Origin of the sequence: Pseudomonas sp. Irchel 3H3 (assembly GCF_900187635.1) — a bacterium.
Taxonomy (GTDB): domain Bacteria; phylum Pseudomonadota; class Gammaproteobacteria; order Pseudomonadales; family Pseudomonadaceae; genus Aquipseudomonas.
In genome coordinates this window covers 1-16,088 of the sequence record NZ_FYEC01000030.1, presented here as the reverse complement: position 1 = coordinate 16,088, position 16,088 = coordinate 1, and the positions used below count along the sequence as shown (strand labels likewise).

The following is a 16,088-nucleotide window of genomic DNA, read 5'->3' as shown; positions in this document are numbered from 1 at the left end:
CATGGCTCAAGTCCTGGCTGTTCACGACGCGCCGGCATCGCGCAGCATTCTGGCGATGGTACTCTGGCCGCGTTGTTCGGCATGTTGCAGCGGGCTGACGCCGTCGTGGTCGGGCAGGTTCAGGTCGGCGCCGGCGCTGATCAGTTGTGCGACGATCTGCTGGTGCGCCGGTCCGCCTTCGGCGAGCACGATTGCTTCCAGCAGGCAGGTCCAGCCCAGGCGGTTGACGTGGTTGAGGTCGACCCCGGCGGCGATCAACATTCGTACGGTGTCGACATGCCCACGCTCGCAGGCGGGGATCAGCGCTGTGCCGCCGTAGCGGTTGGTGCTTTTCAGGTCAGCGCCGTGGCTCAGGGTCAGGGCGAGGATTTGGTTGTGCCCGCTGGCGCCGGCCAGCAGATAAGGGCTGTCCTGGATCAGGTTCTGTTGATTGACGTCGGCCCCGGCCTCGATCAGCGCACGGGCGATCTCGACCCGGTTGTCGGCGGTGGCCAACAGCAGCGCACTGCTGCCATCGGCCCCCCGGACATTGACCTCGGCACCTTGCTTGAGCAGGGCGTGCACCTGTTGCAATTGTCCGGCGCGTACGGCGTTGAGCAGCGCGTCATCGCTGGCCATCAGCATTCCCCCCAACAGTAATCCGGCGGCCAGCAGGCCGTGTTTGAGCATCGAGCGCAGGGTCATGGGCAACCTCCAAGAGAGCGACTTAAGTATCGCTTCTTGGCGTCGGTTGTCACGGGACAGGCCCACCCAAGCGCTTTGCCCCTGACGTACGGCCCCTCGCTCAGGCTGCCGATGGGGCGGGTGAATCAAGATCAAGAGCCAAAGCACGGCAACCTGGAAGTCGGTCTGTTTTTTCCTCTGGTTCATCGGGAGCCGACTGAGCGCTGCCCTGTTCGCACACAAAATTGGTCGTATCTCGTCAGTTTTACATGCCTTTGGCGAATATTTTCAATGCCTGCAAGGCATGGGGTTTTTGCGCCTCCTCTGTAGCCCTTGAGCCGTGCGGCTTTGCGCCTGGACGCGGTTTTTTATATTCCATACGGTTCTATGTGAAGCCTTAAAAATTACTTTAAGGGATAAGCCTCTGCCGCCAATCATTCACCTCCAGGCATTAGCGCGGGGGGAATCAGGCGCTGCTGTCGGGTTATTCGCAAAAGACCGTAGGGAGTCATTCAATGGGCAATGTCCAGACCGCCGCCAGTGCACATGAGGTGTTGTGGCGCCAGGCGCCAAGTGGTGAGTTGGTCGATCTCGGCCGGGCTTATCGCACGCCTCTGGGCCAGTTGCGGCTGCAAAAGACGCCCAAGAGCAGCTTGCGCCGTCGTGAGGCGATTGTGCTGGCGGTGCTGGCAGTGCTGGTGCATGGCGCAGTGATTTATTGGGTCAATCAACAACCCACGCCGGCGTTGCCGATCGTGCCGCCGGAAATTCCGCCGATGACCATCGAGTTCTCGCGTCCGGCGCCACCAGTGGTCGAACCGCCACCGCCACAACCGGCACCGCCGCCGGTAGTGGAGCCACCGCCACCGGTGGTGGATGAACTGGCGGTCAAGCCACCGCCAAAACCCAAGCCGATCCCCAAACCGGTGGTCAAGCAGGTGCCCAAGCCCGCGCCAAAAGCCGTGCAGCAGCCGCCTGCGCCGCCGCAACCGGCAGCCCCGGTGGCGGCGCCAGCACCGCCTGCACCCCCGGCTCCGGCACCGGTGACTCCGGCCTCGGCCAACGCCGCGTACCTGAAGAACCCGGCACCGGAATATCCGTCGCTGGCCCAGCGTCGGGGTTGGGAGGGCACGGTGTTGTTGCGGGTGCACGTACTGGCCAGCGGTAAACCGGGGGAGATCCAGATCCAGAAAAGCAGTGGCCGCCAGCAGCTCGACGATGCGGCATTAAGTGCCGTGAAACGTTGGAGCTTTGTGCCGGCCAAGCAGGGTGATGTCGCCCAGGACGGCTGGGTCAGCGTGCCCATCGATTTCAAGATTCATTGAACCGCAACTTATTCGCGCTAAGTGTTTACACAGAGGGAACACATCATGACGTTACTGGCATCTCCACTCGAATCCATCGAAAGCGCGGTGATCTGGCTGCTGGTGGTCTTTTCCGTCGCCACCTGGGGCCTGGCGTTGCTCAAGGGTGTGCAGTTCGCGCGCCTGAAAGCCCAGGATCGCAAATTCCATAAACAGTTCTGGGCCGCCTCCAGTCTCGATTCGGCGGCTGAACTGAGCGAGACCCATCCCGGTGCTGCTGCCCGTGTGGCCCAGGCCGGTTACGCGGCGATCCAGGTCGGTGAAGCGCCGGCGGCGGACCTGAGCCAGGCGATCAATCACCAGGACCGCCTGGAGCGTGCCTTGCGCCAGCAAATCGTACGTGAACGGCGCTCGCTGGAAACCGGCCTGGCCGTGGTCGCGAGTATCGGCAGCACCTCGCCGTTCATCGGTCTGTTCGGCACTGTGTGGGGCATCATGGAGGCCTTGAAGGGCATCAGCGCCGCCGGCTCGGCAAGCTTGGAAACCGTGGCCGGACCGATTGGTGCCGCGTTGGTGGCGACGGGTGTGGGGATCGCGGTCGCCGTGCCAGCGGTGCTGGTCTACAACTATTTCCTGCGTCGCCTGAAGCTCACCGCCGCCGATCTGGATGACTTTGCCCACGACTTCTACAGCCTGGCGCAGAAGAGCTCGTTCCGCGTGCTGCTGCACCCGACGGCGCAAAAGAACACCGCCCAGAACGCTGTGCATAAAGTGAAGGAGGCGTCCTGATATGGCCTTCTCTACCCAAGACAGCGATGAGGTACTGAGCGAGATCAACGTCACGCCGCTGGTGGATGTGATGCTGGTGTTGCTGGTGGTGTTCATCGTCACTGCACCGCTGCTGACCAATGCGATTCCGATCAACCTGCCCAAGACCGAAGCGGTCGCCCCGGTGGAACAGAAAGATCCACTGGTGGTAAGCATCGACGGCGCCGGCAAGCTGTTCATCAACAAGGATGAAATCCAACCGGACTTGCTGGAGTTCAACCTGCAGGCGGCCAAGGCCAAGGACCCGGAGGTGCGGGTGCAGTTGCAGGCCGATGACGGTGTGAACTACGGCGAAGTGGCGCGCGCCATGGCGTCCATCGAACGGGCGGGTATTACCAAGCTTTCGGTGATTACTGCGCGCTAATCCATCACAGTTTTCCAGGGCCGTCTCCTTGGCAGGGTGCGGCCCTTTTTTTATTTATCGCAATCCCCCCGCTCGTAAGTGCTGGCTGGCCAGCGCACCTCACCCTCTCAAACTTTCATATTCCATTGGAGTCTTAATAAATAGCTTCTTATTCCTTAACGAATATAAATCTCATCCCTATACTCGATCAGGAACAGACACGCACAGGAGAGCTCCCCATGCGCAACGAATCAATTCGCTACCTGATTGTGCCGGGCTGGCAGGGATCGCCAGACGATCATTGGCAGACCCACTGGCAGAACAGTCTGCCGAACAGCGCACGGGTCGAGCAGGCCGATTGGCTCACCCCTCGTCGTGAAGACTGGGTGGCCGCGCTGGCCGAGGCCATTGCTGCCGACAGTACGCCGGTGATCCTCATCGCCCACAGCCTGGGTTGCATCACCGTTGCCCATTGGGCGGCCACTGCACCCTTGCAGGCGCTGCGCCAGGTGCGCGGGGCCCTGCTGGTGGCGCCTGCCGATGTCGAGCGCCCGGCGTGCGTGCCGGCGTTGCGCAATTTCGCACCGATTCCCACGCACCTGCTGCCGTTTCCCAGCCAGGTCGTCAGCTCTGACAACGACGCTGCCGTGAGCGCCCCGCGCGCCCTCGAGCTGGCGCGCAACTGGGGCGCCGAGGCAGGCGTCCTGGCAGGTGCTGGACACATCAACGTGAAGTCCGGCCACCATCGTTGGGAACAGGGGTTCGCTTACCTGTATCGCCTGCAGAACCGCATGGAACACCACGCCCTGCGCCGCGCCTGATCGTCCATTTCAATTAAACGCCCCCGTCCGCCGGCGGTTTTGGGCGGGAGCCTGCCATGAGTTTGCATGAAACCTTCGGTCAGCCATTGCTGACCTTTCCCGACGCAGAAAAAAGTCCGCTGAGCATTCGTGCCAAGGCGCTGGTGTTCGTCGACCCACGTTCGCGCACCTTGCGCCAGGAGCTGGAGCAACTGGCACCGCGGGCGATTTCGGTGTTGATTCACGGCGAAACCGGCAGTGGTAAAGAATTGCTGGCACGCCACATTCACCGGGCCAGTGATCGCGGTGGCTTGTTCGTCTCGGTCAATTGCGGCGCCATCAGCCCGACCTATGCCGATGCCGAGCTGTTCGGTTATGCCGGCGGCAGTTTCAGTGGCTCGGCCAGCAGCCGTGCCGGCTGGTTTGGTTCGGCCAACGGCGGGACCCTGTACCTGGATGAGATCGGCGACTTGCCGCTGCCGATCCAGATCAAGTTGCTGGCGGCCCTGGAGAATCACGAAGTCACCCGGGTCGGCGCCCAGCAGCCGAGCCCGGTCGATGTGCGCCTGGTGGCCGCCACCAGCATCGACCTGGCGCAGGCCGTGGCGGCCGGCAAATTCCACGAGCGGCTCTACCACTACCTCAGCGAAGGCCAGTTGCAATTGCCGGCGCTGCGCGAGCGGGTGGGTGACATTCAATCGCTGGCCGAATACTTCCTCGGCATCTACAGCCAGCGCCTGGGCTTGCCGGTGCCCTTTATCAGCGACGCGGCGCAGCAGGTGCTGGAGCAACACAGTTGGCCGGGCAACACCCGTGAGCTGGAGAACGTCATTCATTTTGCGTTGCTGGTCAGCAGCGGTGACGAGATTGCGCCGGAGCATTTGAACCTGCCAGCCACCGAGCAGCCGTTGCAGTTGATTGAGCGCTGGGTGGAGCAATGGGTCCGCAGTGGTAACCGTGAACCCCTGGACAGGCTGAAGCAGCTGTTGGCGCACGTGTAATTCGCGGTGCATGACGGTTGCGAGTTTGTTATTCGTTTATCGAATATAGACTTCGATAAAAAGTATTTTTACGGCATAAAAAATCCGGGTATTGTCCGCCTCACGCCAGCGATAGCACTTCACTGGCACCTCACTTTTAAGCCGTTGTCGACAACGACAAATAAGGACACTGCATGAAAAAGGTTCTGTTGTTTACCGCACTCGCGGCTGCCCTGACGGCTGGCCTGGCCCAGGCCGGCGAGAAACTGGTGGTCGCGGCCACTCCGGTACCGCACGCAGAGATTCTCGAGTTGATCAAGCCAACTCTCGCCAAAGAAGGCGTGGACCTGGAAATCAAAGTCTTCACCGATTACGTGCAACCGAACGTACAGGTCGATCAGAAGCGTCTGGACGCCAACTACTTCCAGACCCTGCCGTACCTGCAAAGCTTCAATGAAGGCAAAGGCACGAACCTGGTGACTGTGATCGGTGTGCACGTCGAACCTTTCGGCGGTTACTCGAAGAAAGTCAAAACCCTGGCTGAGCTCAAGGATGGCGCAACCATCGCCATCCCGAACGAGGGCAGCAACAGCGGTCGCGCTTTGATCCTGCTGCAGAAAGCCGGCCTGATCGAATTGAAAGATCCGAAAAACGCCCTGGCTACGCCAAAAGACATTGCCAAGAACCCGCACAACTTCAAGTTCAAGGAACTGGAATCGGCCATGCTCCCGCGTGTGCTGGATCAGGTCGACCTGGACATGATCAACACCAACTACGCGCTGGAAGCTGGCCTCAACCCAGCTAAAGACGCACTGGTGATCGAAGGCGCGGATTCGCCTTACGTGAACTTCCTGGTGGCTCGTCCAGACAACAAGGATAGCGTCGCGATCCAGAAACTGGCCAAGGCCTTGACCAGCCCAGAGGTGAAGGAATTCATTGCCAAGAAGTACAGCGGCGCGGTCCTGCCGGCGTTCTGATCACGCGATAAACCCCTTCAAGGTTTGAACGCCGACGGCTGCTGCAGCGTCGGCGTTTTTTTATGCCCGGGGGATTGATCCTGGCCACCTACGCCAATCCGGGGCATAGGTTTTTGCGTGATATCAATATGCTTTAACGGTATTTAAATCTTTCTTTTTATGCCTTTAAAGTCAGTGCCTGCCGAGCTGTTATCCACAGCCTTATGGACTGCACCACCGTCGTTTACCCAGCGACGTCCAGGATTCCCCATGACTTTTGACTACGCGTTTATCCTTGGCACCCTGCCGGCATTCCTGCGCGCCGTAGGCGTGACCCTGCAGGTGGGCTTGATCGCTATCGGCACCTCGTTGCTGGTGGCCGTGCTCAACGCCACCGTGCTGGTGCTGCGTACCCCCTACTTGCAGCGCCTGGTGGCGGTGTACGTCGAGCTGGCGCGCAATACCCCGCTGCTGATCCAACTGTTCTTCGTCTACTTCGCCCTGCCCGCGCTGGGGGTGAAGGTCTCCGGCTTTGCGGCAGCGATCATCACCATGACCTTCCTCGGTGGCGCGTACCTGACGGAAGTCCTGCGGGCCGGGGTCGAGGCGGTGCCGGCGGCGCAACTGGAATCGGGTCGCTCGATCGGCCTGTCCAACGGGCAATTGCTGCGCTACGTGATCCTGCCGCAAGCGGGGCTGCTCAGCCTGCCGTCGCTGTTTGCCAACTTCATCTTCCTGCTCAAGGAGACCACGGTGGTCTCCGCGGTGGCGGTGCCGGAAATTCTCTACACCACCAAGAGCTACATCGCGCTGTATTACAAAACCTACGAAATGCTCGCCGTGCTCACGCTGATCTGCGTGCTGTTGTTCTTGCCGCTGTCGCTGCTGCTCAGCCGCCTGGAAAGGAGGCTCCAGCATGGCCAGTTCGGGTCTTGAGTTGCTCTGGGTGTCTCTGCCGCAACTGGCCAGGGGCGCTGCGCAAACCCTGTCGATCTCTTTCCTGAGCATCGCCATCAGCACCTTGGGCGGAGTGCTCTACGGCGTGCTGTGCAACCTCCATGTGCAATGGCTGAAGGTGGTCTTGCGGGTGTACCTGGAGCTGTTCCGGGCGATCCCGGTGCTGGTCTGGCTGTACCTGCTGTTTTTTGGCCTGCCGATCTTTTTTGGCCTGAGCCTGCCCAGCTTCTGGTGCGCGGTGTTGGTGCTGTCGTTGTGGGGCGCCAGCGAAGTCGGCGAAGTGGTGCGCGGGGCGTTGCATTCCTTGCCACGTGGGCAGCGTGAGGCGGGCTTGTCGATTGGCCTGTCCGGCCCGCAACTGTTCGGTTATGTGCTGTTGCCCCAGGCGCTCAAGCGCATGACGCCACCGACCATCAACGTCTACACGCGAATCATCAAGACCAGTTCGCTGGCGGTGCTGATCGGCGTGGTGGATGTGATCAAGGTCGGGCAGCAGATCATCGAACGCACCTACGAGTCGGTGCTGATCTACGGCGCGTTGTTCCTGTTTTTCTTTTTTATCTGCTACCCGCTCTCGGCCGCCTCGCGTGTGCTGGAGCGGCGTTGGACGCAAGCATGAGCGCATTGATCGAGTTCAAGGGTTTCAACAAATTCTTCGCTGAGCAGCAGGTGCTCAAGGGCATCGACCTGAGTGTCGAGGCCGGTGAAGTGATTGTCATCCTTGGTCCCAGCGGCTGCGGCAAAAGTACCTTGCTGCGTTGCCTCAATGGCCTGGAAGTCGCTCATAGCGGAGAGTTGCTGTTTGCCGGGCGCCAGTTATTGGACAGCAACACCGACTGGCGCCAGGTGCGTCAGCAGATCGGCATGGTGTTCCAGAGCTACCACCTGTTCCCGCACATGAGCGTGCTGGACAACCTGCTGCTCGGCCCGCTCAAGGTGCAGAAGCGCGACCCCCGTGAAGCCCGTGAACAAGCCTTGGCCCTGCTCGAACGGGTAGGCCTGGCAGACAAGCGCGACGCCTTCGCCCGTCAGCTCTCCGGTGGCCAGCAGCAACGCATCGCGATTATTCGCTCACTGTGCATGAACCCTCAGGTGATGCTGTTCGATGAAGTGACCGCAGCCCTTGACCCGGAGATGGTCAAGGAGGTGCTGGAAGTGATCCAGGGCCTGGCGCGCGAGGGCATGACGCTGCTGATCGTGACTCACGAAATGGCCTTCGCCCGCGCGGTGGCCGACCGCATCGTGTTCATGGATGCCGGACGCATCCTGGAACAGAACCCACCCGAGATTTTCTTTACGAACCCGCAAACCGCACGCGCGCAGCAGTTCCTGGAGAAGTTCTCCTACGTCGAAGCTCTGCCGAAACAGGCAGCTGCGGCTCATTCGCAAAAAAAGGAACCGTTACCCTCATGAAAACTGCCAAGTCTTCCCTGCTGCTACTCCCCTTGTTCGGCCTTGCGCTGCTGGCCGGCTGCAACAAGACTGAAGAGCCGCCCAAGCCCAAAGTCGCCAGTGAAAGCACCGCGCCGGCCAGCTACCTGGAAAAAATCAAGGCACGGGACAAGCTGATTGTCGGCGTCTTCACCGACAAGCCACCGTTCGGTTTTGTCGATGAGGCGGGGCGCTACGTCGGGTTTGATACCGACATCGGCCGGCAATTCGCCAAGGACCTGCTGGGCGACGAGAACAAGGTCGAGTTTGTCGCCGTGGAGCCGGCCAGCCGGATCCCGTTTCTGCAAAGCGACAAGGTCGACCTGATCCTGGCCAACATGACCGTGACCCCCGAGCGCAAGGAAGCGGTTGAGTTCACCAACCCGAACCTCAAGGTGGCGGTGCAGGCGCTGATGCCCCAGGCCAGTGACGTGAAGAGCCTGCAAGACCTGGCCAGCCGCACGACCATCGTCACCACCGGCACCACCGCCGATATCTGGCTGACCAAGAACCACCCGGACTGGAAACTGCTCAAGTTCGAGAAAAACTCCGAGTCACTGCAAGCCCTGGCCAACGGTCGTGGCGACGCTTATGCCCAGGACAATCTGGTGCTGTTCAGCTGGGCCAAGCAGAACCCGGGCTACCGCGTACTCGACGAAACCCTGGGGGCCGAAGCACCGATTGCCCCGGCTGTGAAGAAGGGCAACATCGAGCTGCGTGACTGGGTCAATGCCGAGCTGGCGAAGCTGGGTGAAGAAAAGTACCTGCTCAAGCTCTATGACCAATATGTGCGCAAAGAGCTCAGCGACGACACCAAGCCTGAAAGCGTGATTGTCGAAGGCGGCAAGTGGCAGGGCTGAATTCTTCAGCGCTGCAGTGATCCTTGGGAGCGCTTCGCTGGTGGGTCAGCGAAGCGGTTTTTCGAGTGGCTCAATCCGGCCAGTTCCACGCCGGTTCATCGAGCATGCCCTGGCCGACCATTTCGCTCTGGCCGAAATTTTTCTCAAGCACAATGGCGTTGCACTCAGGGTCTTGTTGCAGCGCAGCAATTAAGCGGCTGGCGTGGGACACCACCCACAGCTGGCTCGCATGTGAGGCGCGGATGATCAACCGCGCAAGTGCCGGCAGCAGGTCCGGGTGCAAGCTGGTTTCCGGCTCGTTGAGCACCATCAGCGTCGGTGGTCGTGGCGTCAGCAGCGCCGCGATCAGCAGCAGGTAGCGCAAGGTGCCGTCCGACAATTCGGCGGCGGACAGCGGGCGCAACAAACCTTCCTGATAGAACTCGATGGCAAACCGCCCGCCCTGCACCGGGGCGATGTTCAGGCGCGCACCCGGGAAGGCGTCGCCGATGGCGGTTTGCAGGGCCTGCGGATCGCCGATTTCGCGGATGGTCTGCAGGGCTGCCGCCAGGTCTCGGCCATCGTGATGCAGCACCGGAGTGCGTGTTCCCAACTGCACCTGGCGCGCGGGTGCTTCGGCGTCCGTGCGAAAGTGATCATAAAAACGCCAGCCGCGAATCTGTTCGCGCAGCAGCAACACCTCGGGAGAGGAGCGCAGGTTGCCGACCTGGTCGAACAAGCTGTCGAAGGTCGGCGTGTGCTGGGCCAGCACCTCCCAGGTGGACCCTTCGCGGGCGCGGATCATCGGGCCGGCGCGATTGACCAGCAGGCTGGCAGGGCGATACAGGGCACCAGCCCAAATGCACTCGCGCTTGATTTCCGGGTCCAGGGAAAAATACGACACCTCATCTGGCAGCGGCATGGGCAGCCCCAGGGCGATCGCATAACTGAAGTCGGTACCGCTGAAACCCAGGCGCAGGCGCATAGGTCCTTGGCGTTGCGACGCCTGGATCGGCACTTCCCCGTTGCGCATGCGCCGGCTGATGTTCTCCGGGCCGGCCCAGAAGGTTGAATCCAGCCCGCCTTCGCGCGCCAGAGCGTTGACCACGCCACCCTGGGCGGTCTCGGCCAGCAGGCGCAGGGCGCGGTAAAGGTTGGATTTGCCGCTGCCATTGGGACCGGTAATCAGATTCAGCCGTGCCAGCGGGATCACCAGTTTGTTGATCGAGCGGTAATTGGCCACGGCGAGGGTCTTGAGCATCCGCAAACTCCTTTGTAGCGAGGACTTGTCCGGGTTGTGACAGATCCGACACGAAACCATCCACACAGTGTGTCAGGATATTAGCCATTTAGCGCCCCACGCTGTGGCGCAGCGGATTGAATCCCGCCGATTTCAAGCTGTCCATGGAAGCGGCGCAAATTGATTTGCGCCACTGGATGCGTCGTTGCCACCCTGATCTAAGCTCTTGAGTCGTACGCCGCACATTCGCCCGCAACACGCAAAGGAGCCTGCATGGCTGGTCCTGGATTGAAAATTATTGTTGGCCTGAGTGTGTTTGGGCTACTGACCGCCTGCGGCGACAAGCCAGCGGTCGAGAAGGAACGCCCCAGGGTGTTCGTGCAAGAGGTCAAGCTGGCAGATTACGCCGCTTCCGTGACCCTGACCGGGGACGTGCAGGCACGGGTCCAGACCGATCTGTCATTTCGGGTTGGGGGCAAGATCATCCAGCGCACGGTGGATGTCGGTGACCGGGTGACGGCCAAGCAGGTGCTCGCCCGGCTCGACCCCAAGGACCTGCAGACCAATGTCGACTCGGCCCAGGCCCAGGTGGTCGCCGAACAGGCGCGGGTCAAGCAGACCGCTGCGGCATTTGTGCGCCAGCAAAAACTCCTGCCCAAGGCCTACACCAGCCAAAGTGAATATGATTCGGCCCAGGCCGCGCTGCGCAGCAGCCAGAGCGCATTGGCCGCGGCGCAGGCGCAGTTGGCCAACGCCCGTGAGCAACTGAGCTACACCGCGCTGATTGCCGACGCACCGGGGATCATCACCGCACGCCAGGCCGAAGTCGGCCAGGTGGTGCAGGCCACGGTGCCGATTTTCAGCCTGGCCCGCGACGGCGAGCGGGATGCGGTGTTCAACATCTACGAATCGCTGCTGACTGAACCGCCGGAAGACAAAACGGTGGAGGTCAGCCTGCTCGACAATCCGAAGATCAAGACCACCGGTACGGTGCGCGAAATCACCCCGGCGGTGTCGGCGCAAACCGGTACGGTGCAGGTCAAGGTCACCCTCAGTGAGTTGCCCGAAGGCATGCGCCTGGGCTCGGTGGTCAGTGCCACGGCCAATGTGCCGGGCAAGTCGGCGGTCGAACTGCCGTGGTCGGCATTGACCAAGAACCTCAGCGATCCGGCCGTATGGTTGGTCGACAGCCAGGGCAAGGCCCAGCTCAAGACCGTCACGGTCGGTCGCTACCTTTCCGGCAAGGTGATCATCAGCGACGGCCTGAGCGACGGCGAGAAAGTCGTCACCGCCGGCGGCCAGTTGTTGCACCCCGATGTGCGGGTGGAAATCGTTACCCCCTCTGCAAGCGCACCGCAATTGCCAGGAGTCCAGCCATGAAGCGCCTGGTGATGTTGCTGGGGGCCGGCCTGCTGCTGGCCGCCTGTTCCGATAAAGAGCCGCCGCCTGAGCCGGTGCGCCCGGTGCTGTCGATCGAAGTGCGCGCCTATGACCAGGAAAACCTCGGGCGTTTTGCCGGGAGTATCCAGGCGCGGTATGAAAGCAATACCGGGTTCCGGGTACCAGGGCGCATTGCCAGCCGCAACGTCGATGTCGGCAGCGAAGTGGCGAAGGGCGCCTTGCTCGCGACCCTCGACCCCACCGATCAACAGAACCAGTTGCGCGCCAGCCAGGGCGACCTGGCGAAGATCGAGGCGCAATTGATCAACGCCCAGGCCAATGCACGGCGCCAGCAGGAGCTGTTCAACCGTGGCGTGGGGGCGCAAGCCCAACTGGACTTGGCCCAGACCGACTTGAAAACCACCCAGGCGTCACTCGACCAGGCTCGGGCCGCCGTCAGGCAGTCCCAGGACCAGTTGGCCTACACCGAGTTGCGCACCGACCATGCCGCAGTCGTCACGGCCTGGAACGCCGAGGCTGGACAGGTCGTGACCGCCGGCCAGCAGGTGGTGACGCTGGCCCGGCCGGATATCAAGGAAGCGGTGATCGACCTGCCTGCAGACCTTGCCGAGCAGTTGCCTGCCGATGTGGTGTTTGTGGTGGCGGCGCAACTGGATCCGTCGACCCATACCACGGCGATCATTCGCGAAATCGAACCCCAGGCACAAAGCGCGACCCGCACCCGCCGCGCGCGCCTGACCCTGGCCGAGACGCCAGTGGGCTTGCGCCTGGGCACGGCCATCAGTGTCACCCTCAGCTCGGCCATCAAGCCGCGCATCGAGTTGCCACTCACCGCCGTGCAGGACGTCGACGGCAAATCGCGGATCTGGGTGATCGACCCGCAGAACCAGACCGTTTCCCCACGGGACGTCAGCCTGCTCAGCCGTGGTGCCGACAGTGTGATCCTGGGAGGCGGGGTGAAGAATGGCGAGCGTGTGGTCAGTGCCGGTGTGAACAGCCTCAAACCGGGGCAAAAAGTCAGAATCGATGAGGAAAGCCCGCGATGAAAGGGAGTTTCAACTTATCCGAATGGGCCCTCAAGCATCAGTCGTTTGTCTGGTACCTGATGTTCGTCGCCTTATTGATGGGGGTGTTTTCCTACCTCAACCTGGGCCGCGAGGAAGATCCCTCGTTCACCATCAAGACCATGGTCATCCAGACCCGCTGGCCGGGTGCGACCCAGGAGGAAACCCTCAAGCAGGTGACTGATCGCATCGAGAAAAAACTCGAAGAGCTCGACTCGCTCGACTACGTGAAAAGCTACACCCGTCCGGGTGAGTCCACGGTCTATGTGTACCTGCACGACACCACCAGCGCCAAGGACATTCCGGAAATCTGGTACCAGGTACGGAAGAAAATCGGCGATATCCACGGCAGCTTCCCGCGGGGCATCCAGGGCCCCTCGTTCAACGATGAGTTCGGTGATGTGTTCGGCTCGGTGTTCGCCTTCACCGCCGATGGCCTGTCGATGCGCCAGTTGCGCGACTACGTCGAGCAGGCCCGCGCGGAGATTCGTGATGTGCCGGGGCTGGGCAAGATCGAGATGGTCGGCCAGCAGGACGAAGTCATCTACCTGAATTTCTCCACCCGCAAACTGGCGGCGTTGGGCATCGACCAGGCGCAAGTGGTGCAGAGCCTGCAGACCCAGAACGCGGTGACTCCGGCCGGGGTGATCGAGGCAGGACCGGAGCGAATATCCGTGCGGACCTCGGGGCAGTTCGCCTCGGAGAAAGACCTGGCGACGGTCAACCTGCGTCTCAACGATCGTTTCTACCGCCTGGCCGACATCGCCGAGATTACCCGTGGCTACGTCGACCCGGCCGCGCCGATGTTCCGTTTCAACGGCCAGCCCGCCATTGGCCTGGCCGTGGCGATGCAGAAGGGTGGCAACATTCAGGAGTTCGGCAAGGCACTGCACCAGCGCATGGACGAACTCACCGCCGACCTGCCCGTGGGCATCGGCGTGCACAAGGTTTCCGATCAGGCCGAAGTGGTAGAGGAGGCCGTCGGTGGCTTTACCAGTGCGCTGTTCGAGGCAGTGATCATCGTCCTGGTGGTCAGCTTCATCAGCCTGGGAGTGCGCGCGGGGCTGGTGGTGGCCTGCTCGATTCCGTTGGTGCTGGCGATGGTCTTTGTGTTCATGGAGTACAGCGGCATCACCATGCAGCGGATCTCCCTCGGCGCGTTGATCATCGCCCTGGGCCTGCTGGTGGACGATGCAATGATCACGGTGGAGATGATGGTCACGCGCCTGGAAATGGGCGAGACCAAGGAGCAGGCGGCCACGTTCGCCTATACCTCGACCGCGTTCCCGATGCTCACCGGGACCTTGGTGACCGTCGCCGGTTTTGTGCCGATCGGCCTGAACGGCAGCTCGGCCGGGGAATACACCTTCACCCTGTTCGCCGTGATCGCGGTGGCGATGCTCGTCTCCTGGATTGTCGCGGTGCTGTTTGCCCCGGTGATTGGCGTGCACATCCTCAGCAGCAAGGTGAAGCCGCATTCCACCGAGCCTGGGCGTGTTGGCCGGGCCTTCAACGGTGGCCTGCTGTGGTGCATGCGCAATCGCTGGTGGGCCATCGGCATCACGGTGCTGTGCTTCGTGCTGGCGGTGTTCTCCATGCGTTTTGTGCAGAACCAGTTCTTCCCGTCATCGGATCGCCCAGAGATCCTGGTCGACCTCAACCTGCCACAGAACGCCTCGCTGGATGAAACCCGCAAGGTGGTCGACCGTCTCGAAGCCACCCTCAAGGGCGACCCTGACATCGTGCGCTGGAGCACTTACATCGGCCAGGGCGCGATTCGTTTCTACCTGCCACTGGACCAGCAACTGCAGAACCCGTACTACGCCCAGTTAGTGATTGTCAGCAAGGACTTCGAAGCGCGCACGGCCCTCAGCCAGCGCCTGCGTGAGCGTCTGCGCGAGGACTTCGTGGGTGTCGGCAGTTATGTGCAGGCGCTGGAGATGGGCCCGCCCGTGGGCAGGCCGATCCAGTACCGGGTCAGCGGCAAGGACATCGATCAGGTGCGCAAACACGCGATTGACCTGGCCAGCGAGCTGGACAAGAGCCCGCATATCGGCGAGATCATTTTCGACTGGAACGAGCCGGGCAAGGTCCTGCGCATCGACATTGCCCAGGACAAGGCGCGGCAACTCGGGCTGTCGTCCGAGGACGTGGCGAGCCTGATGAACAGCATTGTCAGTGGCTCGACGGTGACCCAGGTCGACGATGACATCTACCTGATCAACGTCGTCGGTCGCGCCGTGGATGCCGAGCGGGGCTCGCCGAAGACTCTGCAGAACCTGCAGATACTCACCCCGAGCGGAACCTCGATCCCGCTGCTGGCCTTTGCCACCGTGCGCTACGAACTCGAGCAACCTTTGGTGTGGCGTCGCGATCGCAAGCCGACCATCACCATCAAGGCGGCGGTGCGCGATGAGATCCAGCCAACGGATCTGGTCAAGCTGCTGAAGCCGGACATCGAGAAGTTCGCCGCAGCGTTGCCGGTAGGCTACAAGGTTGCCACGGGCGGTACGGTGGAGGAGAGCGGCAAGGCCCAGGGGCCGATTGCCAAGGTTGTGCCACTGATGCTGTTCCTGATGGCGACGTTCCTGATGATCCAGTTGCACAGTGTGCAGAAGTTGTTCCTGGTGGCGAGCGTCGCGCCGCTGGGCCTGATAGGGGTGGTGTTGGCGCTGATCCCGACGGGTACGCCCATGGGCTTTGTGGCGATCCTGGGGATCCTGGCGCTGATCGGCATCATCATTCGTAACTCGGTGATCCTGGTGACCCAGATCGACTCGTTCGAGCGCGACGGTTGTTCCCCCTGGGATGCAGTGGTGCAAGCCACCGAGCACCGCCGCCGACCGATCCTGCTGACGGCGGCCGCCGCGAGCCTGGGCATGATCCCGATTGCCCGGGAAGTGTTCTGGGGACCGATGGCCTACGCCATGATCGGCGGGATCATCGTCGCCACCCTGCTCACGCTGCTGTTCCTGCCGGCGCTGTATGTGGCCTGGTACAAGATCAAGGAGCCGACTAAAGAGGCGGTATAAAGGCGAGCGCCATGCGCTCATCGCTAGCAGACGGAGCGCCGCCCGACTCGCTCCCACATCTATGGTTACCCCCTTTTCTGCAATACTGTTTTTGATGTCGTGTTTGGCTTGCTTTCATCTATTCGGCGTCTGAGTGGGGCTGCTACCCCGCGCCTCGATGAGAATCGATGCCCAACGATCCTGATTAGTGAAACGGCCTTTCAGCCGTGTGGGAGCCCAGGGTTGTCGTCAGGCCGGTTGGCCGTTCACG

The 16,088-nt window shown here is 61.7% G+C and carries 15 protein-coding genes; 13 read left to right on the top strand and 2 right to left on the bottom strand.

The annotated features are described in order from the left end of the window. Positions 1-21: 21 nt before the first annotated feature. Entirely contained in the window at positions 22-684 is a 663-nt protein-coding gene (locus CKW24_RS23465; protein WP_095170644.1) for an ankyrin repeat domain-containing protein, read from the bottom strand. Positions 685-1,178: 494 nt separating this feature from the next. Between CKW24_RS23465 and CKW24_RS23460 the strand changes: the two genes are divergently transcribed. The 10 genes from CKW24_RS23460 to CKW24_RS23415 all read left to right on the top strand — a co-directional run bounded on the left by CKW24_RS23460 (position 1,179) and on the right by CKW24_RS23415 (position 9,122). Then, a complete protein-coding gene (locus tag CKW24_RS23460) occupies positions 1,179-1,988 on the top strand; it encodes an energy transducer TonB (protein ID WP_095170642.1) in 810 nt (269 codons plus the stop codon). Positions 1,989-2,033: 45 nt separating this feature from the next. Beyond that, on the top strand, positions 2,034-2,756 hold the full coding sequence (locus CKW24_RS23455; protein ID WP_095170640.1) for a MotA/TolQ/ExbB proton channel family protein: 723 nt from the start codon (positions 2,034-2,036) through the stop codon (positions 2,754-2,756). 1 nt (position 2,757) lies between these two features. Next, entirely contained in the window at positions 2,758-3,159 is a 402-nt protein-coding gene (locus tag CKW24_RS23450) for a biopolymer transporter ExbD (RefSeq protein ID WP_034148436.1), read from the top strand. 218 nt (positions 3,160-3,377) lie between these two features. Then, positions 3,378-3,959 (top strand): alpha/beta hydrolase, encoded by a 582-nt coding sequence (locus tag CKW24_RS23445; RefSeq protein ID WP_095170639.1) that lies wholly within the window; start codon positions 3,378-3,380, stop codon positions 3,957-3,959. 56 nt (positions 3,960-4,015) lie between these two features. Further along, complete coding sequence (locus tag CKW24_RS23440) at positions 4,016-4,939, top strand: sigma 54-interacting transcriptional regulator (protein ID WP_095170637.1); 924 nt, start codon at positions 4,016-4,018, stop codon at positions 4,937-4,939. Between the two features lie 173 nt (positions 4,940-5,112). Continuing rightward, positions 5,113-5,895, top strand: a complete 783-nt coding sequence (locus CKW24_RS23435; protein WP_095170635.1) for a MetQ/NlpA family ABC transporter substrate-binding protein — start codon at positions 5,113-5,115, stop codon at positions 5,893-5,895. Between the two features lie 249 nt (positions 5,896-6,144). Continuing rightward, on the top strand, positions 6,145-6,810 hold the full coding sequence (locus CKW24_RS23430; RefSeq protein WP_095170633.1) for an amino acid ABC transporter permease: 666 nt from the start codon (positions 6,145-6,147) through the stop codon (positions 6,808-6,810). Beyond that, entirely contained in the window at positions 6,791-7,450 is a 660-nt protein-coding gene (locus CKW24_RS23425) for an amino acid ABC transporter permease (RefSeq protein WP_095170631.1), read from the top strand. The genes CKW24_RS23430 and CKW24_RS23425 overlap by 20 nt, the downstream gene beginning before the upstream one ends. Beyond that, on the top strand, positions 7,447-8,244 hold the full coding sequence (locus CKW24_RS23420) for an amino acid ABC transporter ATP-binding protein (protein ID WP_095170629.1): 798 nt from the start codon (positions 7,447-7,449) through the stop codon (positions 8,242-8,244). Before CKW24_RS23425 ends, CKW24_RS23420 begins: the two co-directional genes overlap by 4 nt. Then, positions 8,241-9,122, top strand: coding sequence for a transporter substrate-binding domain-containing protein (locus CKW24_RS23415; protein WP_095170627.1), 882 nt, complete (start codon positions 8,241-8,243; stop codon positions 9,120-9,122). The genes CKW24_RS23420 and CKW24_RS23415 overlap by 4 nt, the downstream gene beginning before the upstream one ends. 70 nt (positions 9,123-9,192) lie before the next feature. On the opposite strand, the gene CKW24_RS23410 is transcribed toward CKW24_RS23415, so the two are convergent. Beyond that, positions 9,193-10,362, bottom strand: a complete 1,170-nt coding sequence (locus CKW24_RS23410; protein ID WP_095170625.1) for an AAA family ATPase — start codon at positions 10,360-10,362, stop codon at positions 9,193-9,195. A 252-nt stretch (positions 10,363-10,614) separates the two neighbouring features. Here CKW24_RS23410 and CKW24_RS23405 point away from each other — a divergent pair, with 252 nt between their 5' ends. The 3 genes from CKW24_RS23405 to CKW24_RS23395 are packed head-to-tail and all read left to right on the top strand — an operon-like array spanning position 10,615 to position 15,838. Beyond that, positions 10,615-11,721 (top strand): efflux RND transporter periplasmic adaptor subunit, encoded by a 1,107-nt coding sequence (locus CKW24_RS23405; protein WP_095170623.1) that lies wholly within the window; start codon positions 10,615-10,617, stop codon positions 11,719-11,721. Beyond that, positions 11,718-12,788: an efflux RND transporter periplasmic adaptor subunit gene (locus CKW24_RS23400; RefSeq protein WP_095170621.1), complete on the top strand. Its 1,071-nt coding sequence runs from the start codon at positions 11,718-11,720 to the stop codon at positions 12,786-12,788. Before CKW24_RS23405 ends, CKW24_RS23400 begins: the two co-directional genes overlap by 4 nt. Then, positions 12,785-15,838, top strand: a complete 3,054-nt coding sequence (locus tag CKW24_RS23395) for an efflux RND transporter permease subunit (protein ID WP_095170619.1) — start codon at positions 12,785-12,787, stop codon at positions 15,836-15,838. Before CKW24_RS23400 ends, CKW24_RS23395 begins: the two co-directional genes overlap by 4 nt. Positions 15,839-16,088: the final 250 nt, after the last annotated feature.

Bases quoted from the DNA above. Each gene is read 5' to 3' on its own strand.
- CKW24_RS23405 (WP_095170623.1), top strand. From the start codon at position 10,615: ATGGCTGGTCCTGGATTGAAAATTATTGTTGGCCTGAGTGTGTTTGGG.
- CKW24_RS23430 (WP_095170633.1), top strand. From the start codon at position 6,145: ATGACTTTTGACTACGCGTTTATCCTTGGCACCCTGCCGGCATTCCTG.
- CKW24_RS23420 (WP_095170629.1), top strand. From the start codon at position 7,447: ATGAGCGCATTGATCGAGTTCAAGGGTTTCAACAAATTCTTCGCTGAG.
- CKW24_RS23435 (WP_095170635.1), top strand. From the start codon at position 5,113: ATGAAAAAGGTTCTGTTGTTTACCGCACTCGCGGCTGCCCTGACGGCT.
- CKW24_RS23455 (WP_095170640.1), top strand. From the start codon at position 2,034: ATGACGTTACTGGCATCTCCACTCGAATCCATCGAAAGCGCGGTGATC.
- CKW24_RS23450 (WP_034148436.1), top strand. From the start codon at position 2,758: ATGGCCTTCTCTACCCAAGACAGCGATGAGGTACTGAGCGAGATCAAC.
- CKW24_RS23425 (WP_095170631.1), top strand. From the start codon at position 6,791: ATGGCCAGTTCGGGTCTTGAGTTGCTCTGGGTGTCTCTGCCGCAACTG.
- CKW24_RS23395 (WP_095170619.1), top strand. From the start codon at position 12,785: ATGAAAGGGAGTTTCAACTTATCCGAATGGGCCCTCAAGCATCAGTCG.
- CKW24_RS23440 (WP_095170637.1), top strand. From the start codon at position 4,016: ATGAGTTTGCATGAAACCTTCGGTCAGCCATTGCTGACCTTTCCCGAC.
- CKW24_RS23460 (WP_095170642.1), top strand. From the start codon at position 1,179: ATGGGCAATGTCCAGACCGCCGCCAGTGCACATGAGGTGTTGTGGCGC.
- CKW24_RS23445 (WP_095170639.1), top strand. From the start codon at position 3,378: ATGCGCAACGAATCAATTCGCTACCTGATTGTGCCGGGCTGGCAGGGA.
- CKW24_RS23465 (WP_095170644.1), bottom strand. From the start codon at position 684: ATGACCCTGCGCTCGATGCTCAAACACGGCCTGCTGGCCGCCGGATTA.
- CKW24_RS23415 (WP_095170627.1), top strand. From the start codon at position 8,241: ATGAAAACTGCCAAGTCTTCCCTGCTGCTACTCCCCTTGTTCGGCCTT.
- CKW24_RS23410 (WP_095170625.1), bottom strand. From the start codon at position 10,362: ATGCTCAAGACCCTCGCCGTGGCCAATTACCGCTCGATCAACAAACTG.
- CKW24_RS23400 (WP_095170621.1), top strand. From the start codon at position 11,718: ATGAAGCGCCTGGTGATGTTGCTGGGGGCCGGCCTGCTGCTGGCCGCC.